Origin of the sequence: Aequorivita sediminis (assembly GCF_032080575.2) — a bacterium.
Taxonomy (GTDB): domain Bacteria; phylum Bacteroidota; class Bacteroidia; order Flavobacteriales; family Flavobacteriaceae; genus Aequorivita; species Aequorivita sediminis.
The window spans coordinates 1-19,985 of the sequence record NZ_JAVLSO020000010.1; the positions used below are offsets into that span (position 1 = coordinate 1).

14 protein-coding genes and 5 tRNA genes are annotated in these 19,985 nt (G+C 36.6%); 1 reads left to right on the plus strand and 18 read right to left on the minus strand.

All coding sequences use genetic code 11. The features are described 5' to 3' along the window. On the minus strand, positions 1-1,904 hold a 1,904-nt coding region (locus tag RT250_RS12290; RefSeq protein WP_313115093.1), incomplete at its 3' end, for a choice-of-anchor L domain-containing protein. Positions 1,905-2,752: 848 nt separating this feature from the next. On the opposite strand from RT250_RS12290, the gene RT250_RS12295 reads away from it, so the two are divergent. Continuing rightward, positions 2,753-4,360 carry a peptide chain release factor 3 gene (locus RT250_RS12295; RefSeq protein ID WP_313115094.1) on the plus strand — a complete coding sequence of 536 codons (1,608 nt, stop codon included), beginning with the start codon at positions 2,753-2,755 and terminating at the stop codon, positions 4,358-4,360. A 108-nt stretch (positions 4,361-4,468) separates the two neighbouring features. Here RT250_RS12295 and RT250_RS12300 read toward each other — a convergent pair whose 3' ends face one another. From RT250_RS12300 to RT250_RS12380, 17 genes are all read right to left on the minus strand, one after another. Beyond that, the gene (locus RT250_RS12300) at positions 4,469-4,786 is read right to left on the minus strand and encodes a DUF3467 domain-containing protein (RefSeq protein WP_313115096.1); all 318 of its coding nucleotides are present in this window, start codon (positions 4,784-4,786) and stop codon (positions 4,469-4,471) included. A gap of 94 nt (positions 4,787-4,880) precedes the next feature. Then, entirely contained in the window at positions 4,881-9,179 is a 4,299-nt protein-coding gene (gene rpoC, locus RT250_RS12305) for a DNA-directed RNA polymerase subunit beta' (protein WP_313115165.1), read from the minus strand. Positions 9,180-9,271: 92 nt separating this feature from the next. Next, positions 9,272-13,084 carry a DNA-directed RNA polymerase subunit beta gene (gene rpoB / locus RT250_RS12310; protein ID WP_313115097.1) on the minus strand — a complete coding sequence of 1,271 codons (3,813 nt, stop codon included), beginning with the start codon at positions 13,082-13,084 and terminating at the stop codon, positions 9,272-9,274. Positions 13,085-13,232: 148 nt separating this feature from the next. Next, positions 13,233-13,607, minus strand: coding sequence for a 50S ribosomal protein L7/L12 (rplL, locus tag RT250_RS12315; protein ID WP_313115099.1), 375 nt, complete (start codon positions 13,605-13,607; stop codon positions 13,233-13,235). Positions 13,608-13,664: 57 nt separating this feature from the next. Continuing rightward, positions 13,665-14,186, minus strand: coding sequence for a 50S ribosomal protein L10 (rplJ, locus tag RT250_RS12320; protein ID WP_313115100.1), 522 nt, complete (start codon positions 14,184-14,186; stop codon positions 13,665-13,667). 12 nt (positions 14,187-14,198) lie between these two features. Then, positions 14,199-14,894 (minus strand): 50S ribosomal protein L1, encoded by a 696-nt coding sequence (rplA, locus tag RT250_RS12325; RefSeq protein WP_313115102.1) that lies wholly within the window; start codon positions 14,892-14,894, stop codon positions 14,199-14,201. Positions 14,895-14,914: 20 nt separating this feature from the next. Then, positions 14,915-15,352 (minus strand): 50S ribosomal protein L11, encoded by a 438-nt coding sequence (gene rplK, locus RT250_RS12330; RefSeq protein ID WP_313115104.1) that lies wholly within the window; start codon positions 15,350-15,352, stop codon positions 14,915-14,917. A 64-nt stretch (positions 15,353-15,416) separates the two neighbouring features. Then, positions 15,417-15,971 (minus strand): transcription termination/antitermination protein NusG, encoded by a 555-nt coding sequence (gene nusG, locus RT250_RS12335; protein WP_139856215.1) that lies wholly within the window; start codon positions 15,969-15,971, stop codon positions 15,417-15,419. Positions 15,972-15,974: 3 nt separating this feature from the next. After that, positions 15,975-16,163 carry a preprotein translocase subunit SecE gene (gene secE / locus RT250_RS12340; protein WP_139856216.1) on the minus strand — a complete coding sequence of 63 codons (189 nt, stop codon included), beginning with the start codon at positions 16,161-16,163 and terminating at the stop codon, positions 15,975-15,977. A gap of 89 nt (positions 16,164-16,252) precedes the next feature. Beyond that, a tRNA-Trp gene (locus tag RT250_RS12345) sits at positions 16,253-16,325 on the minus strand. Positions 16,326-16,461: 136 nt separating this feature from the next. Continuing rightward, positions 16,462-17,649 (minus strand): elongation factor Tu, encoded by a 1,188-nt coding sequence (gene tuf / locus RT250_RS12350; protein ID WP_313115108.1) that lies wholly within the window; start codon positions 17,647-17,649, stop codon positions 16,462-16,464. 56 nt (positions 17,650-17,705) lie between these two features. Then, positions 17,706-17,777, minus strand: a tRNA-Thr gene (locus tag RT250_RS12355). A gap of 108 nt (positions 17,778-17,885) precedes the next feature. Beyond that, a tRNA-Gly gene (locus tag RT250_RS12360) sits at positions 17,886-17,958 on the minus strand. A gap of 199 nt (positions 17,959-18,157) precedes the next feature. Further along, positions 18,158-18,239, minus strand: a tRNA-Tyr gene (locus RT250_RS12365). Between the two features lie 245 nt (positions 18,240-18,484). After that, positions 18,485-18,558 (minus strand) — tRNA-Thr (locus RT250_RS12370). 125 nt (positions 18,559-18,683) lie between these two features. After that, positions 18,684-18,986, minus strand: a complete 303-nt coding sequence (hpf, locus tag RT250_RS12375) for a ribosome hibernation-promoting factor, HPF/YfiA family (RefSeq protein WP_313115109.1) — start codon at positions 18,984-18,986, stop codon at positions 18,684-18,686. Between the two features lie 57 nt (positions 18,987-19,043). Next, entirely contained in the window at positions 19,044-19,928 is an 885-nt protein-coding gene (locus RT250_RS12380) for a tyrosine-type recombinase/integrase (protein WP_313115110.1), read from the minus strand. Between the last annotated feature and the right edge of the window lie 57 nt (positions 19,929-19,985).

Here is a 19,985-nt window from a genome sequence, read left to right on the forward strand (position 1 = left end):
GAAGTATTACGAGCCGTTACACTATATGTACCGGAGGTTAAGTCATTAAAATCTACTGATGCCTGATAATCCGTACCATTTATACTGTATTCAAATCCTGATCCTAATGGTGAAGTAATTGAAATTGTACCTGAAGGTACCGCACAGGTTGGTTGAATTACACTAGCAGTTGGTGTAGCTGGTGTTTCATTAACCTCAATAGTTGTAGTAGCTGATTTTGTACAACCATTACCATCAGTAATAATTACCGTAAAAGTTTCACCATCTACAAAATTTGTAACAGTTGGATTTTTTATAGTGGCATTACTAAACACTGCTCCGCCATCACTACTCCATGACCAACTTTCTGCATCCCCTCCTGTCTCATCTAGTGATATTGAAGTTGTAGTAGAGCAAACAGGTCCATTGTTTGTGGCAGTTGCTGTTATTGGATTTGCTTCTTCTATTACTATAGTATCTTCAATAGAACAATTACCATCATCTATGGTAACTTTATAAGTACCAGCGGTTAAACCTGATTGGTCTTGAGAAGATGGGTTTAATCCACTTCCGTCATTTGTTGTCCAAGAATATGTGTATGAACCCGTTCCACCAGTGACAGATAAGTCAATAGAACCATTCGAATCACCAAAACAAGTTATATTTTGTTTGGTGTAACTAGAATCTAAATCAGAATTTGATACCGTAACTGGTTTAATAATTTCACAGCCACTATTGCTATCAACTGCTTTAATATAATAAGTTCCAACGGGTGCCATAGTTGGAGTAGAGTATGTAATTGTGGCAGCCTCATCTTGCCAATACGTATATGGTCCTGGGATAGTACTTCCTGCTGTAACAGCAGGAGCAGTAATATCTGCTGTTGTCACCCCTAAACAAAGTGGTGCAGGGTCATTAACCACCAATGCATTTGAAGTAAAACTTCTCGCTTTCAGAAATACTCCTGCATCCCATTTCTGATCGGATGCATCAGCAATAGCCATTTTCATTTTATATTGCTGTCCAGAAGTAAGACCGCTATATTCAGCTGTCAATACTACAGTTCCACCATCAAATTCAGTGGAAACATTTATATTATTATTAGCATAATAAGCTGGATTTGTAGCTGCCACTGAATTACCGTTAATATTGGACGCAACATATGGATGTATTGTATTAATTGTAATTTCATCATTAGTACCAGGTACTAATGCAAGATTAACAGCATCATTTTGATATCCTTGCCCACCAGCAATACCTGGACCGCTTAAAAAGAATCCAAATGCATCCTCATATACAGTCCCACAATATTCTAAATATTCATCTGATGCAAACACGAATTGAAACTCAATTTTTGTTCCAATAGGTGTGAAGTCAATTTCAAGTATAGCAGCATCAAACATGGTACGCCCAGTAATAATTGCCAAATCTGGGTCACCTGCATTACCATTCATTTCATCAGAATAACCACCTGAAGCACTAGGTCCTCTAGCATTTTTAATCTTACCCGTTGAAAGCAACAAGCCTTCTTCAATTCCAAAATTTACTGCATTACCTTCATTAAAATATCCAAATTGCCGATCTAATGTTGAAGTACCAAAGTTATTTTTCCAATTTCCATTGTCTTTTCTATAATATCCAAACCTTACATTTTCAATTGTCAAACACGTAGATGACAAGATATTTTGAACCAATTCTGTTGGTGTAGAACCATATGTAGCATCATCGTTAGGCACCTCAATACTATTTCCAGTTCCTGGCCCTTCTTGTTGCCCTCCTTTAATTAGTAAACTTTTATCAGGACTTGAGCCAACTCTTGGTTTGTTAACCTCTTGCCCATAACTGAAACTAAATGAAAGAATCAAAAAAAGACCTATTAAAAACCTCTTATCAGAAGTAAATAAATTAGTAATTATTTTAATCATAATATAGTTTTTAATTGATTAGTTGAAATTGAAAACCTGCCAAAACAATCAAGCCTAGGCAGTAATGTGAAATAAAAATCTGTATATGAATCATGCTCATAGCGCAATAGTTACAATATTCTTTTTTGGGGATAGTAAACTGAACTTAATGTTCTAAAAATCTATAAATAAGACTAATGGGGACGAGTGTCTTATGTTGTAATTAATTTTTATATAACATAAAAAGCCTTTGAGGGAAAACAGCTTTTTGAAATTAAATATTTCTATTATATAAAGACTTTCGGGGAAACGGTCTTAAACTTTTAATTTTTAATTGTCATCAAGATTTAAGTGAGGAATTCTTGATATTGACATTCGGGGATAGACAAGTTAAAGTAATTTAGTTGTTTATAGTAACAGAAAATTAATTTAACTATAGAACAAACGTAGTATAATTTTTAACAATATCATATACGTACTAACACGTATATCTTAAAATTTTTATAAATTAATTGTTTAAACTGTTAAAATAAAAAAATACAATATCCTGATTTACAGATAACTAACTCTTGTTTCTTATATCAAATTAATATAAATTATTTTAATACTTTTTAGTACTTTTTATAAAGTAAAGTATAGTAGAACGTAAAATTTTAATGTGTAAAGTTATCTTTACCCGAACCAGGAGACCGATTATATTCGTTACAAAATGAAGAGTGATATCGAATAAAATAATTTTTTCACAACATTAAAGGTTGGTCTAAAAACAATTTACACATCAAAAAAAAATTATAATATACTTTTACCATCTCATCCGTTTATAACTTCGATAACAAACTTTATCTTTGCATCTTATTCGAAATTCAATTATGTCTTTAACAAAAGAAATTAAACGCCGAAGAACTTTCGGTATTATTGCGCATCCCGATGCCGGTAAAACTACACTTACAGAAAAACTGCTACTCTTTGGTGGAGCTATTAATGAAGCTGGAGCAGTAAAAAACAACAAGATAAAAAAAGGTGCTACAAGTGACTTTATGGAAATAGAACGACAGCGTGGTATTTCTGTTGCAACTTCTGTTTTGGCATTTGAATATGAAGGTATAAAGATTAATATTCTCGATACTCCAGGACACAAGGATTTTGCTGAAGATACATTTAGAACCCTTACCGCCGTGGATAGCGTAATTGTTGTTATAGACGTTGCAAAAGGTGTAGAGGAACAAACTGAAAAGCTTGTAGAAGTATGTAGAATGCGAAATATTCCAATGATCGTATTCGTAAATAAACTGGATAGAGAAGGTAGAGATGCTTTTGATTTGTTAGATGAAATTGAACAAAAACTGCAGTTACGTGTTACGCCTCTTAGTTTCCCAATTGGGATGGGTTATGACTTTAAAGGAATTTATAATGTTTGGGAAAAAAATATAAACCTCTTTAGTGGTGATAGTAGAAAAAATATAGAGGAAACGATTGAAATAGAAGACTTAAATAGTTCTGAACTAGACAATTTAGTTGGTGAGAAAGCAGCTGAGACTCTTCGTGAAGAGATTGAGCTAGTACAAGAAGTGTATCCGGATTTTGACGGGCAAGAGTATCTAGATGGAGAGTTACAACCTGTATTTTTTGGATCTGCATTAAATAATTTTGGTGTACGTGAATTGCTAGATTGTTTTATTGAAATTGCTCCTACTCCACGCCCGAAAGAAAGTAATACACGACTAGTACATCCAGATGAAAAAGATTTTTCAGGTTTTGTATTTAAAATTCACGCCAATATGGACCCCAAACATCGCGATAGATTGGCTTTCGTGAAAATTGTATCTGGAACTTTCGAGCGAAACTCACCTTATCTACACGTTCGCAATGGTAAAAAAATGAAATTTAGTAGTCCAAATGCTTTCTTTGCTGAAAAGAAACAAATAGTAGATATCTCCTACCCTGGTGATATAGTTGGTCTACATGATACTGGTAATTTTAAAATTGGCGATACGCTTACTGAAGGTGAAGAAATGCTCTATAAAGGAATTCCTAGCTTTTCACCAGAACACTTTAAATATATCAACAATGCCGATCCCATGAAGAGCAAGCAACTTGAAAAGGGTATTGACCAATTAATGGACGAAGGTGTTGCTCAATTATTTACCCTTGAATTAAACGGACGTAAAGTAATAGGAACTGTTGGTGCACTTCAGTTTGAGGTTATTCAATACAGACTTGAACATGAATATGGTGCAAGTTGTTCTTATGAAAACTTGAATGTTCATAAAGCTTGTTGGGTAGAAGCCCAAGATCCAAAAAGCGCTGAATTTGCCGATTTTAAAAGAGTTAAATCTAAATTTTTAGCAAAGGATAAACGCGGTCAACTAGTATTCTTTGCCGATTCAGCATTTACGCTACAAATGACCCAATCTAAATATCCAAATGTGAAATTACATTTTGTAAGTGAGTTTGAGAAAGCCAATAAAAAGCCTTGAAAAGCTTAATACGTAAAAATATACGATACCCTTATTTTAAGTAGAAACACAGATTTAGTTTGTTAAAAATTAAAGCATAAAAAAAGCCCCAATAATTGGGGCTTTTTTTTATGCTTCGCCTGTTGGGCCAAAGTTCAAAGGCATAGGCGGTTGCTCATAATCTTTGATTTCGCCGTGGGCTTGTTCAAATCGTTTAACATTATCGTTTAATGCCTTCAAAAATCGCTTAGCGTGTTGTGGTGTCAAGATAATTCTAGACTTCACTTTACTCTTAGGAACGCCTGGCATTATAGTAACAAAATCAACCACAAATTCAGAAACAGAATGATTAATAATAGCTAAATTGCTGTATATACCTTGAGCTACACTTTCGTCTAACTCAATATTTATCTGGCCTTGTTTAGTTTGTTTCTTTTGATCTGACATTGCTAAAAATTTGCTGTTTTATTATATATTATTTGATGAATAAAAACCTAAAATATAAAAGGTGCGTTTCTAAAAACGCACCTTTATATAAAAATTAGTTATAGTTAACTTCTTCTTTAGCCTTATTCATTTCTTCCAATTCTTGTTTCGATCCCACTATTATAGTATCATATCTACGCATACCTGTACCAGCTGGTATTTTATGACCTACAATAACGTTCTCTTTCAAGCCTTCTAAGGTATCAACCTTACCAGCAACAGCTGCTTCGTTTAACACTTTAGTAGTTTCCTGGAAGGAAGCTGCAGAGATGAACGACTTAGTCTGTAACGATGCTCTCGTAATACCTTGAAGCACAGGAGTAGCAGTTGCAGTAACAACATCACGAGCCTCTACAAGCTCTTTATCATTTCTTCTCAATAAAGAGTTTTCATCACGAAGGGCACGAGGAGAAAGAATTTGTCCTTCTTTCAAGTTTTCAGAATCACCTGAGTTTGTAACCACTTTCATTCCGAATAACTTATCGTTTTCTTCGATAAAGTCATCTTTATGAGCTAATTGATTCTCAAGGAAAGTAGTATCTCCTGGATCTTCAATTCTCACCTTACGCATCATTTGACGAACAACAACCTCAAAGTGCTTGTCGTTAATCTTCACCCCTTGCAGACGGTATACCTCTTGAACTTCGTTCACAAGATATTGCTGTACCGCAGATGGGCCTTTAATACGTAGAATATCTTCTGGAGTAATAGAACCATCAGATAATGGCATACCTGCACGAACGTAATCGTTTTCTTGAACTAGAATTTGGCTTGATAATTTCACCAAATACTTTTTCAATTCACCTAACTTAGACTCAACGATAATCTCGCGGTTACCACGTTTAATTTTACCAAATGATACCACACCGTCAATTTCGCTAACTACAGCTGGATTTGAAGGGTTACGTGCTTCAAAAAGCTCGGTAACACGTGGAAGACCTCCTGTAATATCCCCAGATTTTGCAGATTTACGTGGAATCTTAACAAGTACCTTTCCTACTTTAATCTTCTCGTTGTCGTCCACCATAATATGTGCACCAACTGGTAAGTTATAAGAACGGATAACTTCGTCTTTCTTCCCTAGAATTTGTAGGGTTGGAATACGTTTTTTATCTCTTGATTCAGAAATTACTTTTTCTTGGAATCCTGTTTGCTCATCAATCTCAACTTGATACGTTACACCTTGTACGATGTTTTCGTATTTAATTTTTCCAGCAAATTCTGAAATAATTACACCGTTATATGGATCCCAAGTACAGATTACATCTCCTGCTTTTACTGAATCACCATTCTTAACAAGTATTGTTGATCCGTAAGGAATGTTATTTGTACTAAGTGTAATTCCTGTTTGCTTATCTACTAACTTCAATTCTGAAGTACGAGAAATAACAATGTCTATAGGATTTCCTTGATTATCTTCACCTTTAACAGTTTTAAGATCTTCAATCTCAGCCTTCCCATCAAATTTAACAGTTAAATTATTTTGTTCAGAAATGTTACCTGCAATACCTCCCACGTGGAAAGTACGAAGTGTAAGCTGAGTTCCAGGCTCTCCAATTGATTGAGCTGCTACAACACCAACTGCCTCACCGCGTTGTACCATTTTATTGGTTGCTAGGTTTCGACCGTAACACTGTGCACATATTCCTCGTTTAGCTTCACAGGTTAATGCAGAGCGAACTTCTACACCATCGAGTGGTGACGCCTCAATAGCATCTGCTATTTCTTCATAAATGTGTTCTCCAGCACTTACTAATACTTCTTTAGTTAGTGGGTGAATAACGTCGTTAAGCGCAGTACGTCCAACAATTCTAGCTCCTAAAGTCTCAACAACCTCTTCGTTTTTCTTTAATGCTGAAACTTCAATACCACGTAATGTACCACAGTCTTCTTCATTAACAATAACGTCTTGTGAAACATCAACTAGACGACGTGTTAAATAACCAGCATCTGCCGTTTTAAGTGCGGTATCTGCAAGACCTTTACGAGCACCGTGAGTAGAAATAAAGTATTCAAGAATTGAAAGACCCTCCTTAAAGTTAGAAAGAATTGGGTTTTCAATAATTTCACCTCCACCTGAGTTCGATTTCTTAGGTTTTGCCATCAATCCACGCATACCTGTTAACTGACGGATCTGTTCTTTAGAACCCCTCGCACCAGAATCAAGCATCATATACACCGAGTTAAATCCTTGCTGATCTTCGCGAATACGCTTCATAGATAGCTCGGTAAGCTCTGCGTTAGTTGCAGTCCAAATATCAATAACTTGGTTGTAACGTTCGTTATTGGTAATAAGACCCATGTTATAACTATTGATAATACCGTCAACTTGTGAGTTTGCATTATCAATCATACTTTGTTTTTCAGCAGGGATAATAATATCACCTAAGCTGAATGAAAGTCCGCCTTCAAAAGCGAATTTATATCCTAAAGTTTTAATCTCATCTAGGAAGTCTGCAGTAACTGGTACTGAAGTAACTTTTAAGATTTTTCCGATAATATCTCGAAGAGATTTTTTAGTCAATACTTCGTTAACAAAACCAGCTTCAGCAGGAACCTTTTCATTAAAGATTACTCTACCTAAAGTGGTAGTGATAATTTGCATTGTTAACTCACCATTTTCGTTGAAATCTTTAGTTCTAATTTTGATTTCGGCGTTCAAATCTACCTGCCCTTCGTTGTAAGCAATAATTGCTTCTTCAGCCGAGTAGAAAGTAAGACCTTCTCCTTTTACTTTAACATCTTCAGTAGATTTTCTTAGTTTGGTCATATAATAAAGACCTAATACCATATCCTGAGATGGTACAGCAACTGGCGAACCATTTGCAGGGTTAAGAATGTTGTGAGATGCAAGCATCAATAACTGACATTCTAAAATTGCCTCTGGCCCAAGTGGTAAGTGAACAGCCATCTGGTCACCATCGAAATCCGCGTTAAATGCAGTACACACTAATGGGTGTAGTTGTATTGCTTTACCTTCTATCAATTTAGGCTGGAAAGCTTGAATACCTAGCCTGTGCAAAGTAGGAGCACGGTTAAGCATTACTGGATGTCCTTTTAATACATTCTCAAGGATGTCCCAAACTACAGGCTCTTTTTTATCTATAATTTTCTTTGCAGATTTTACAGTTTTAACAATTCCTCTTTCAATAAGTTTACGAATTACAAAAGGCTTGTAAAGCTCGGCAGCCATATCTTTAGGGATACCACACTCAAATAATTTAAGTTCTGGTCCTACAACAATTACCGAACGCGCTGAATAATCTACACGCTTACCAAGAAGGTTTTGACGGAAACGACCTTGCTTACCTTTCAATGAATCTGAAAGGGATTTAAGCGGACGATTACTATCTGTTTTTACAGCAGAAGATTTACGAGTGTTATCAAGTAATGAATCTACCGCTTCTTGAAGCATACGCTTTTCGTTACGCAAAATCACCTCTGGAGCTTTAATCTCCATTAATCGCTTCAAACGGTTGTTGCGAATAATTACACGACGATATAAATCATTTAAATCTGAAGTCGCAAAACGACCACCATCAAGTGGTACTAATGGACGAAGTTCTGGTGGAATTACCGGAACTACTTTCATAATCATCCATTCGGCTTTGTTATCGCGATTTTTATTAGCATCACGTAGTGCTTCTACAACTTGAAGACGCTTTAAAGCTTCTGTTTTACGTTGTTTAGAAGTTTCGTTGTTCGCTTTATGACGCAAATCGTATGATAAAGTGTCCAAGTCAATTCTTTGCAAAAGATCGATTAAGCACTCTGCTCCCATCTTCGCAATAAATTTGTTTGGATCTGTATCTTCTAGATACTGATTGTCTTGTGGAATTGTTTCTAAAATATCAAGATACTCTTCTTCTGTAAGGAAATCTAGTTTCTTAACATCTTCTCCACTTTCATATTTAGCTACCCCTGGTTGAATTACCACATAACGTTCGTAGTAAATAATCATATCCAGTTTCTTAGATGGTAATCCAAGAAGGTAACCAATTTTGTTAGGAAGACTACGGAAGTACCAAATGTGTGCAACAGGAACAACTAAGTTGATATGCCCAACACGGTCACGACGTACTTTTTTCTCTGTAACTTCTACACCACAACGGTCACAAACGATACCTTTGTAGCGAATTCTTTTATATTTACCACAGGCACACTCATAATCCTTTACAGGACCAAAAATACGCTCACAGAAAAGTCCGTCACGCTCTGGCTTGTGCGTACGGTAGTTTATTGTTTCGGGTTTTAGAACTTCTCCACGTGATTCTGCCAAAATAGATTCAGGAGAGGCCAAACCAATAGAAATCTTGTCGAATTTCTGTACTGTGTTTTCTTTATTTCTGTTCATCATGATTTAAAATAAACTTTGTTGTTAAATGAGGGGTTAATTCCTCGGAAGAAATTTAAGATTCCCCTTCACAGTTGTAAAGGGGTTTATCTTTATTCTTCTAATCTAATGTCAAGACCCAATCCTTTCAATTCGTGCATAAGTACATTGAACGATTCTGGTAATCCTGGTTCTGGCATAGTTTCACCTTTTACGATTGCCTCGTAGGTTTTAGCCCTTCCAATAACATCATCAGATTTAACAGTCAATATTTCTCTAAGCGTACTAGATGCACCGTATGCTTCTAGAGCCCAAACCTCCATTTCTCCAAAACGCTGACCACCAAATTGCGCTTTACCACCAAGTGGTTGTTGCGTAATAAGTGAGTATGGTCCAATGGAACGCGCGTGCATCTTATCATCTACCATGTGTCCTAGTTTTAACATATAAATCACACCTACGGTTGCAGGTTGATCGAAACGCTTACCAGTTCCACCATCAAATAAGTAAGTATGCCCGTATCTTGGTATTCCAGCTTCATCAGTATATTCATTTATCTGATCGATTACTGCACCATCAAAAATTGGAGTTGCGAATTTGCGACCTAATTTTTGACCAGCCCATCCAAGAACGGTTTCGTATATCTGCCCAATGTTCATACGAGATGGTACACCAAGTGGGTTCAATACAATATCTACAGGAGTTCCGTCTTCTAGGAATGGCATGTCTTCTTCACGTACAATACGTGCAACAATACCCTTGTTTCCGTGACGTCCTGCCATTTTATCTCCAACTTTAAGTTTACGCTTCTTAGCGATGTAAACTTTTGCTAGTTTTAAAATTCCAGAAGGAAGCTCATCTCCTACAGAGATAGTGAACTTTTCACGACGCAAGTTACCTTGAAGGTCGTTTTCCTTAATTTTATAGTTGTGCATTAAGTCTGCAACCAACGCATTGGTTTCATCATCGGTTGTCCAAGTACCTCCAGTTAAGTGGGTGTAATCGTCAACAGAGTTAAGCATCTTTAATGTAAACTTTTTACCTTTAGGGAATACTATTTCACCTAAATCATTGCTTATTCCTTGAGCAGTTTTACCTCCTACGATTGTGAATAGTTTTTCAACTAACTTATCTTGTAAGGCTACGAATTTACTTTCGTATTTTGCTTCAAGTTCAGCGATGTCTTCTTTATCTTTTGCACGTTTACGCTTATCTTTAACAGCACGAGCAAATAATTTCTTGTCTATTACTACACCGTTTAGTGAAGGTGAAGCTTTTAACGATGCATCTTTTACATCCCCAGCTTTATCACCAAAAATAGCGCGAAGAAGTTTCTCTTCAGGAGTTGGATCACTTTCTCCTTTTGGAGTAATTTTTCCGATAAGAATGTCACCTGGTTTTACCTCGGCACCAATTCTAATCATTCCGTACTCATCCAAGTCTTTAGTAGCTTCTTCAGATACGTTTGGAATATCATTAGTCAATTCTTCGTTACCTAACTTAGTATCTCGAACTTCTAATGAGTATTCGTCGATATGAATAGATGTGAAAATATCTTCACGTACTACTCTTTCAGAAATTACAATTGCATCCTCAAAGTTATAACCTTTCCAAGGCATGAAGGCTACCTTCATATTACGCCCTAGCGCTAGTTCTCCTTTTTCAGTAGCATAACCTTGGCAAAGAACTTGTCCTTTTTTAACTCTATCCCCTTTGCTTACAATTGGCTTAAGGTTAATAGAAGTTCCTTGGTTTGTCTTTCTAAATTTTACTAGTTGATATGTTTTTGAATCATTATCAAAGCTTACCATACGTTCGTTTTCAGTACGGTCGTATTTAATAGTAACTTCGTTTGCATCAACGTATTCTACTACACCATCTCCTTCTGCGTTAATTAAAACACGGCTATCAGAAGCAACTTGTCTTTCAAGACCAGTTCCAACAATTGGAGAATCTGCAATTAATAAAGGTACAGCCTGACGCATCATGTTTGATCCCATCAACGCACGGTTAGCATCATCATGCTCCAAAAATGGAATTAGAGATGCAGAAATAGATGCAATTTGGTTAGGTGCGACATCGGCATAGTTTAATGTTACAGGGTCCACCAGTGGGAAATCACCTTCCATTCGCGCAATAACCTTATCGGTATCGATAACACCATCGTCTTTTAACGGAATGTTTGCCTGTGCAATGTGCATATCTTCTTCCTCTTCAGCAGAAAGGTAGATTGGCTCATTTTTAAAATCTATTTTTCCTTCATTTACTTTACGGTATGGAGTTTCAATAAACCCAAGGTTATTAACCTTTGCATAAACCGAAAGTGATGAAATAAGACCAATGTTTGGTCCTTCAGGAGTTTCAATAGGACAAAGACGACCATAATGTGTATAGTGAACGTCACGTACCTCGAAACCTGCCCTTTCACGTGATAAACCTCCTGGCCCTAATGCAGATAGACGACGCTTATGCGTAATCTCAGCAAGTGGGTTTGTTTGGTCCATAAACTGTGAAAGCTGGTTTGTACCAAAAAATGAGTTAATTACAGAAGACAATGTCTTTGCATTAATCAAATCGATAGGTGTAAACACCTCGTTATCACGAACGTTCATACGCTCGCGAATAGTACGCGCCATACGAGCTAAACCAACACCAAACTGTTGCGATAATTGCTCACCTACAGTACGTACACGACGGTTACTAAGGTGGTCAATATCATCAATCTCAGCTTTAGAGTTTATAAGCTCGATTAAGTATTTTACGATAGTAATGATATCTTCTTTTGTAAGCACCTGCTTATCCATTGCGATATCAAGACCAAGTTTTTTGTTCATTCTATAACGTCCAACCTCACCAAGATTATATCTTTGGTCGCTAAAGAAAAGCTTATGGATAATTCCACGAGCAGTTTCCTCATCTGGCGGTTCAGCATTACGAAGTTGTCTATATATATGTTCTACTGCTTCTTTTTCAGAGTTAGTAGGATCTTTTTGTAAAGTATTGTGAATAATAGCGTAGTCGGCTAACTGATTTTCTTCCTTGTGTAAAAGCACAGTTTTGCTTCCTGAATCTATAATTTCGTCAATGTGTTCCTTTTCAAGAACAGTATCACGGTCCAAGATAATTTCGTTACGTTCAATAGAAACTACTTCTCCAGTATCTTCATCAACGAAATCTTCGTGCCAAGTTTTTAGCACACGGGCTGCTAGTTTACGCCCAATATATTTTTTAAGTCCTGTTTTTGAAGCTTTAACTTCTTCTGCAAGATCAAAAATTTCGAGAATATCCTTATCTCTTTCAAAACCAATAGCTCTGAAAAGGGTTGTAACAGGTAACTTTTTCTTACGGTCGATGTACGCGTACATCACACTGTTAATATCTGTGGCAAATTCAATCCACGATCCTTTAAAAGGAATTACTCTGGCAGAGTATAATTTAGTTCCGTTGGCGTGAAAAGACTGACCAAAGAACACCCCTGGAGAACGGTGAAGTTGAGAAACAACAACACGTTCAGCTCCGTTAACGCAGAAAGTTCCGCTAGGAGTCATGTAAGGGATAGTACCTAAGTAAACATCCTGAACAATAGTTTCAAAGTCTTCGTGCTCTGCGTCTGTACAGTATAGTTTTAACCTTGCTTTTAAAGGTACGCTATAAGTAAGACCACGTTCAATACACTCCTGGATGGAATATCTTGGCGGATCCACGAAATAGTCTAAGAACTCTAAAACGAATTGGTTGCGAGTATCGGTAATTGGGAAATTTTCCAAAAAGGTTTTATATAATCCTTCTTGGCCTCTTTCTTCTGATTTGGTTTCCAATTGGAAAAAATCCTGGAAGGACTTTATCTGAATGTCCAAAAAGTCGGGATAATCCGGCTTATTTTTTACAGAGGAAAAATTCAATCTTTCAGTTTGCGTTGCTGACATCTATGGACGGAATTTTAATTAAAATAATATTGAATAAACGTATAAAAAAGGCATTAACCATTATATACGCAAAATGGTTTAGGCCTTTCCGACCCCGATAATAACGGGAACGGAAGACCTAAACCTTAGGGTTTGGAACGTAATAAGCTTACTTAAGCTCAACCTCTGCTCCAGCTTCTTCTAGTTGCGCTTTTAATGCTTCAGCTTCATCTTTAGCAATTCCTTCTTTAATAGGAGAAGGTGCGTTATCAACTAATTCTTTTGCTTCTTTAAGACCAGCACCAGTTAATTCTTTAACTAGTTTTACAACTGCAAGCTTAGATGCACCAGCACCTTTAAGAATTACATCAAATTCTGATTGCTCATCTGCAGCGTCTCCACCAGCAGCACCACCAGCAGCAACAGCAACAGCTGCAGCAGCAGGCTCAATACCGTACTCGTCTTTTAATATTGTAGCTAACTCATTAACTTCTTTTACTGTTAGGTTAACCAATTGTTCTGCGAAATCTTTCAAATCTGCCATTTCTATCGTTTTTAAAAATAATTGTGTTTATATAAATTAATTAGTGCAATGTTTATTTTATCCTTCTCTTTCGGATAAGGTCTTAACAAGGCCTGCGATTGTTGTACTTCCACTCTTAAGAGCCGAAATAACGTTTTTAGCAGGAGATTGTAATAACCCAATAACTTCTCCAATAAGCTCATCCTTAGATTTAAGCTCTGCTAAGCTATCCAATTGTTCATCGCCAACGTAAATTGACTCTTGGATATAAGCTCCTTTTAATAAAGGCCTATCAGATTTTTTTCTGAATTCTTTAATTACTTTGGCAGGCGCATTACCTGTCTCAGAAAACATAATAGAAGTATTTCCTTTAAGTACTTCTGGTAAACTTCCAAAGTCTTTATCTGAACTCTCCATCGCTTTTTTAAGCAATGTGTTCTTAACAACTGCTAATTGAACTCCTGCTTTAAAACAAGCACGACGTAAGTTAGTAGTAGTCCCTGCGTTCAAGCCTGAAATATCTGCTAAATAGATATTTTCATTATCAGACAACTGCGCAGTTAACGTTTCAATTACTTGTGATTTTTCTTCTCTAGTCATAATTTCCAGTTTTTACTGCTCAGTAAACCTTTTTGTGTCAATCTCAACACTTGGACTCATTGTGCTAGACATATAGATACTCTTTATGTAAACACCTTTTGCCGCTTGTGGCTTTAGTTTAACGAGGGTTGTTAATAATTCTCTTGCGTTTCCTGCAATTTTTTCAGCATCAAAAGAAGCTTTTCCTATTGCTGCGTGTACGATACCAGTTTTATCAACTTTAAAGTCGATTTTACCAGCTTTTACATCAGAAACTGCTTTAGCAACGTCCATAGTTACCGTACCAGTCTTTGGGTTTGGCATAAGACCACGAGGCCCTAATACACGTCCTAAAGGACCTAATTTACCCATTACACTTGGCATAGTTACAATTACGTCAACATCTGTCCATCCTCCTTTAATTTTATCGAGGTACTCATCAAGACCAACGTAGTCTGCTCCAGCTTCTTTAGCTTCAGCTTCCTTATCTGGAGTTACTAATGCTAATACTTTAACGTCTTTACCAGTTCCGTGAGGAAGGGTTACAACGCCTCTTACCATTTGGTTGGCTTTACGTGGATCCACGTTAAGACGTACCGCAAGGTCAACTGAAGGATCAAACTTTACGTTAGATATTTCTTTTATTAAAGCAGAAGCTTCGGCAACAGTATAGGTCTTATCCTCTACCTTAAGCTTGGCTTCCTTTTGCTTTTTTGTTAATCGTGCCATTTATAGATTCTTTTTTCAGATTAAAAAGGTGCGTCACCTTTTACTTTAACTCCCATAGAACGTGCAGTACCAGCTACCATTTTCATAGCAGACTCAACAGTAAATGCGTTAAGATCGGGCATTTTGTCTTCCGCGATCGCTCTAACTTGTTCCCAAGAGATTGTGGCTACTTTTTTTGCATGTGGTTCACCGGAGCCTTTTTTTGCTTTAGCAGCTTCAAGTATTTGAACTGCAGCGGGTGGAGTCTTAATAACAAAATCAAAAGATTTGTCTTTAAAAACTGTAATCGCTACTGGCAATACTTTTCCTTGCTTATCCTGAGTTCTAGCATTAAATTGCTTACAGAACTCCATGATATTAACACCGGCAGCACCAAGAGCAGGTCCTACTGGTGGTGATGGGTTAGCAGCACCTCCGCGAACTTGCAACTTAACTACTTTACTAATTTCTTTTGCCATTTCTAAATTTTTGTGTGGTTCTTCAAAAGTGGAAGCCTTAGAAGGAACCTATTAAGCGTAACAATTAAACTTTTTCAACTTGCATATAACTTAACTCTAATGGTGTTTTTCTTCCAAAAATCTTAACCATTACCTCAAGTTTGCGTTTTTCTTCATTTATTTTTTCAACAGTTCCATTAAATCCATTAAAAGGACCATCTATAACTTTTACAGTCTCTCCAACAGTATATGGAATGTTTACACTATCCTCTTTAACAGAAAGCTCATCAACCTTCCCTAACATTCTGTTTACTTCAGATTGCCTCAACGGCACAGGATCACCTCCTTTAACCTCACCTAAAAAGCCAATAACACCATTAATAGATTTAATGATATGAGGAATTTCACCACCTAAATTCGCTTTTATCATGATGTAACCCGGAAAATAAACACGTTCTTTATTTACTTTCTTTCCGTTACGGATTTGAATAACTTTTTCGGTTGGTACGAGAACCTGATCAATGTAATCTTCAAGCTCTAATCGTTTTATCTCAGTATCGATATACGATTTGATTTTGTTTTCCTGTCCACTAACTGAACGGACTACATACCACTTTTTTGTTTTTGTTGTTTCGGTCATTTCTTACGATTTGATCCAATCAAAATATAAACCAACCATTTTGCTGAAAACGGTATCTACACCCCAAACCGCTAAGGCCAATACAATAGAAAAAACCGCAACAACTACGGTTAACTTCTGAGCCTCTGCCCAAGTTGGCCAGGTTACATGGTTTTTAAGTTCTTTATACGATTCTGTAATATAGTTTACCATTTTGTTGTCGTATTAATATTATTCCTCCAGAGAGGTGAAGTTTCCTATTATAGCTGTAATATTACTTTGAAGACTATGCAGGAATTTTGCACGGGTTGAGAGACTCGAACTCACGACACCTGGTTTTGGAGACCAGTGCTCTACCAACTGAGCTAAACCCGTATTCAATTCAGATTATAGTGTTTAAAAACTAACTTCTGAATATTTTTTGTCAACTCATTTAGAGCTTACCTAGTTAAAAAAGCCAAGGTATCCCGAATTAAATTCAGGACACCTATAGCTTATATATATTAGATGATTATTCTACAATTTCAGTTACCTGACCTGCACCTACAGTACGTCCACCTTCACGAATAGCGAAACGAAGACCTACGTTCATTGCGATTGGTTGTAACAACTCAACATTAATTGTTAAGTTATCTCCAGGCATAACCATTTCAACACCATCAGGAAGCGTAATTGTTCCAGTTACATCAGTTGTACGTACGTAGAACTGTGGACGATAGTTATTGTGGAATGGAGTGTGACGTCCACCTTCTTCTTTCTTAAGGATATAAACCTCAGCTTTAAACTTAGCGTGTGGAGTTACAGACCCTGGCTTAACGATTACCATACCTCTAGAGATTTGAGTTTTCTCAATACCTCTAAGTAGGATACCAGCGTTATCTCCAGCCTCACCTCTATCAAGGATTTGGCGGAACATTTCAATACCAGTAATAGTAGAAGTTAATTTCTCAGCTCCCATACCGATAATTTCAACTGGATCTCCAGTTTTAGCAATACCAGTTTCGATACGACCTGTAGCAACAGTTCCACGACCAGTAATAGAGAATACATCTTCAATTGGCATCAAGAAAGGCTTTTCGTTATCACGAACAGGCTCTTCAATCCAGTTATCAACTTCTTCCATTAATTTAAGAAGAGCATCTACCCATTTTTGCTCACCATTAAGTGCACCTAAAGCAGAACCTTGAACAACAGGACCATTATCACCATCGTACTCGTAGAAGCTTAAAAGATCTCTGATCTCCATTTCTACAAGCTCAAGTAATTCCTCATCATCAACTAAGTCAACTTTGTTCATGAATACAACAATTCTAGGAATACCAACCTGGCGACCTAAAAGGATGTGCTCACGAGTTTGTGGCATAGGACCATCAGTAGCAGCAACAACAAGAATAGCGCCATCCATTTGAGCAGCACCAGTAACCATGTTCTTTACGTAATCCGCGTGACCAGGACAGTCAACGTGTGCGTAGTGACGTTTTTCAGTTTGATATTCTACGTGAGAAGAGTTAATTGTAATACCTCTTTCTTTCTCTTCTGGCGCATTATCAATTTGATCAAATGATGTTGCTGCAGAGAAACCTGCATCAGCCAAAACTTTAGTAATAGCTGCAGTCGTAGTTGTTTTTCCGTGATCTACGTGTCCAATTGTACCAATATTTAAGTGTGGTTTTGACCGATCGAATTTTTCTTTTGCCATTTTGTATTAATTTTAATCTTAGTTATATATTAGTGTTCTATTGTATTTGCAACTTGAGCCAATGATGGGAATTGAACCCATGACCTCTTCCTTACCAAGGAAACGCTCTACCCCTGAGCTACATCGGCCTTTTAACTAGCCCTTCAACGCTGCTCAGGGTAAACAGTTCAAAAGTTTAAAGTTCAATGTTGATTTTTAAAAAACAACAATAAACCCTAAACTAGAAACCATTTTAGAGCGGGAGACCGGGTTCGAACCGGCGACATTCAGCTTGGAAGGCTGACGCTCTACCAACTGAGCTACTCCCGCATTTTATGAGCAAATTCTCTTCCCGACAAGCGTCGAGACTGTTTCATATCCAGAGAAGGAAACCGAAACTTTTTAGAGAATCTAATCAAAAGATTATTCAATCTATAAATGAACTACTTCAAACTTTGCGCAAAACTAACATAATTTTACTTCTTACGTTTGAAATTTTCAATTTTTTATTGAAAATAAAAAATAGTAGTGGGGAGAGCAGGATTCGAACCTGCGAAGACGTAGTCAGCAGATTTACAGTCTGCCCTCGTTGGCCGCTTGAGTATCTCCCCAATTCTTCAATTATGAATATAAGAATACAGAATTCACAATTAAAACTTTCAATAATTCTAATGAACTTGTAGATTTAAAAACCTACTTATTTGTTTTCAATAACCCCGAATACACAATTCTAAATTATTGAGCCGATGGAGGGACTTCCTTCGACTGTGCTCAGGATAAACTTCTCGCCCCAATTAAACCAAGTTCTATTTCTAAAACCCCAGCCTAATTCCTGATTCACTTTTCAAAATTTCAGAGCCGATGGAGGGACTCGAACCCACGACCTGCTGATTACAAATCAGCTGCTCTAGCCAGCTGAGCTACATCGGCTTTTTTATCTTTTTATGAGTTGCTTTCTAACTCGTAAAAAAGCTCGTTATTTCTAACGGAGTGCAAATGTATATAAACTTCTCGTTTCAAACAAAACTTTTTCAAAACTTTTTTTAAAAAAAATTCTATGAATATGATTTTTCCTTCTGTTTGCGTTTCTTTAATTGCCTTTCTAAGATTCGCGAAGCCTCGTCAGTAGCGGCTTCAAAAGTTTTAGCTTCCTTTTTTACCATTATATCATCTCCAGGCACACTTAGTAACACCTCTACTATTTTATTTTCTTTTTCACTCGTTTTTTGAACCTTCAAAAAGACATCTGCAAACACGATTTTATCATAAAATTGTTCTAGCTTAGACAACCTTTTTTTAACAAATAACAACAGTTCTTCTTTCGCCGTAAAATTTGGCGCTTGTACGTTTACTTTCATATCACTAAAATTTTAATTAATTGCTAAGTAGTTTTAAACCATAAATGCCTTTTAAAATTAATTACGAGGATGTGAGTTTTTATAAACCTCTTTCAATTTAGCGATACTGTTTTGAGTATAAACTTGAGTAGATGCTAGACTAGAATGCCCCAATAACTCTTTAACCGAATTTATATCAGCACCTTCATTTAAAAGATGAGTTGCAAATGAATGCCGTAATATATGAGGACTCTTTTTTACTTTTTCAGACGCCTTACTAAAGTAGGCATTAATAATGCGATACACAAGAGTTTCATACACTTTCGAACCTTTTGCCGTGAGAAACAAATACTCATCATCTACTATATCCTCAAGCTCATTCCGCACAGACACATAAGCTTTAATAGTGTCAACCACTGCTGGTAACAAAGGAATTATCCGCTCCTTATTGCGCTTACCCAATACCTTAATCGTTTTCTGGGCGAAAGAAATTCCGTCAATTTTAATATTAATTAACTCTGCCCTTCTTATACCTGTTGAATAAAACAACTCGACTACAAGACGATCTCGCAACCCCTCAAAATCATAGTTGTCTTGAAGCAATTCCATTACATTTACTATTTCATTTTCAGAAAATGGAACTTGTATTTTTTTTGAAGTTTTTAATGCTTTGTGTTTCGCCAACGGACTAACCTGTATTTGCCCTGTTTTTAAAAGAAATTTATAATAGGTTTTAAGCGAAGATATTTTCCTGTTTACAGTTCTATTTGAAATACCAACATCAACCAATGACACTATCCAGCTACGAATAACTGAGTAGTTAACATCTAAAATATTTTCGTACTGAAACTCTTCTGAAGCAAATTGCCGAAATCCATCTAGGTCTTTTAAGTATGCTACCACCGTATGTGGTGAATATTTTTTCTCAAGCTCTAAATAATCCTTAAAAGAAGAAAAAGACATTTGCAAGTTTTTAGGTTACAACCAACTGCACATATAAGTTAGAAGTCGACGTTCATC

Coding starts and splice junctions, on each gene's coding strand:
- rpoB (WP_313115097.1), bottom strand. CDS start 13,084: ATGTCAGCAACGCAAACTGAAAGATTGAATTTTTCCTCTGTAAAAAAT.
- RT250_RS12295 (WP_313115094.1), top strand. CDS start 2,753: ATGTCTTTAACAAAAGAAATTAAACGCCGAAGAACTTTCGGTATTATT.
- RT250_RS12300 (WP_313115096.1), bottom strand. CDS start 4,786: ATGTCAGATCAAAAGAAACAAACTAAACAAGGCCAGATAAATATTGAG.
- rpoC (WP_313115165.1), bottom strand. CDS start 9,179: ATGAACAGAAATAAAGAAAACACAGTACAGAAATTCGACAAGATTTCT.
- hpf (WP_313115109.1), bottom strand. CDS start 18,986: ATGAAAGTAAACGTACAAGCGCCAAATTTTACGGCGAAAGAAGAACTG.
- rplK (WP_313115104.1), bottom strand. CDS start 15,352: ATGGCAAAAGAAATTAGTAAAGTAGTTAAGTTGCAAGTTCGCGGAGGT.
- secE (WP_139856216.1), bottom strand. CDS start 16,163: ATGGTAAACTATATTACAGAATCGTATAAAGAACTTAAAAACCATGTA.
- nusG (WP_139856215.1), bottom strand. CDS start 15,971: ATGACCGAAACAACAAAAACAAAAAAGTGGTATGTAGTCCGTTCAGTT.
- rplL (WP_313115099.1), bottom strand. CDS start 13,607: ATGGCAGATTTGAAAGATTTCGCAGAACAATTGGTTAACCTAACAGTA.
- rplJ (WP_313115100.1), bottom strand. CDS start 14,186: ATGACTAGAGAAGAAAAATCACAAGTAATTGAAACGTTAACTGCGCAG.
- rplA (WP_313115102.1), bottom strand. CDS start 14,894: ATGGCACGATTAACAAAAAAGCAAAAGGAAGCCAAGCTTAAGGTAGAG.
- RT250_RS12380 (WP_313115110.1), bottom strand. CDS start 19,928: ATGTCTTTTTCTTCTTTTAAGGATTATTTAGAGCTTGAGAAAAAATAT.
- tuf (WP_313115108.1), bottom strand. CDS start 17,649: ATGGCAAAAGAAAAATTCGATCGGTCAAAACCACACTTAAATATTGGT.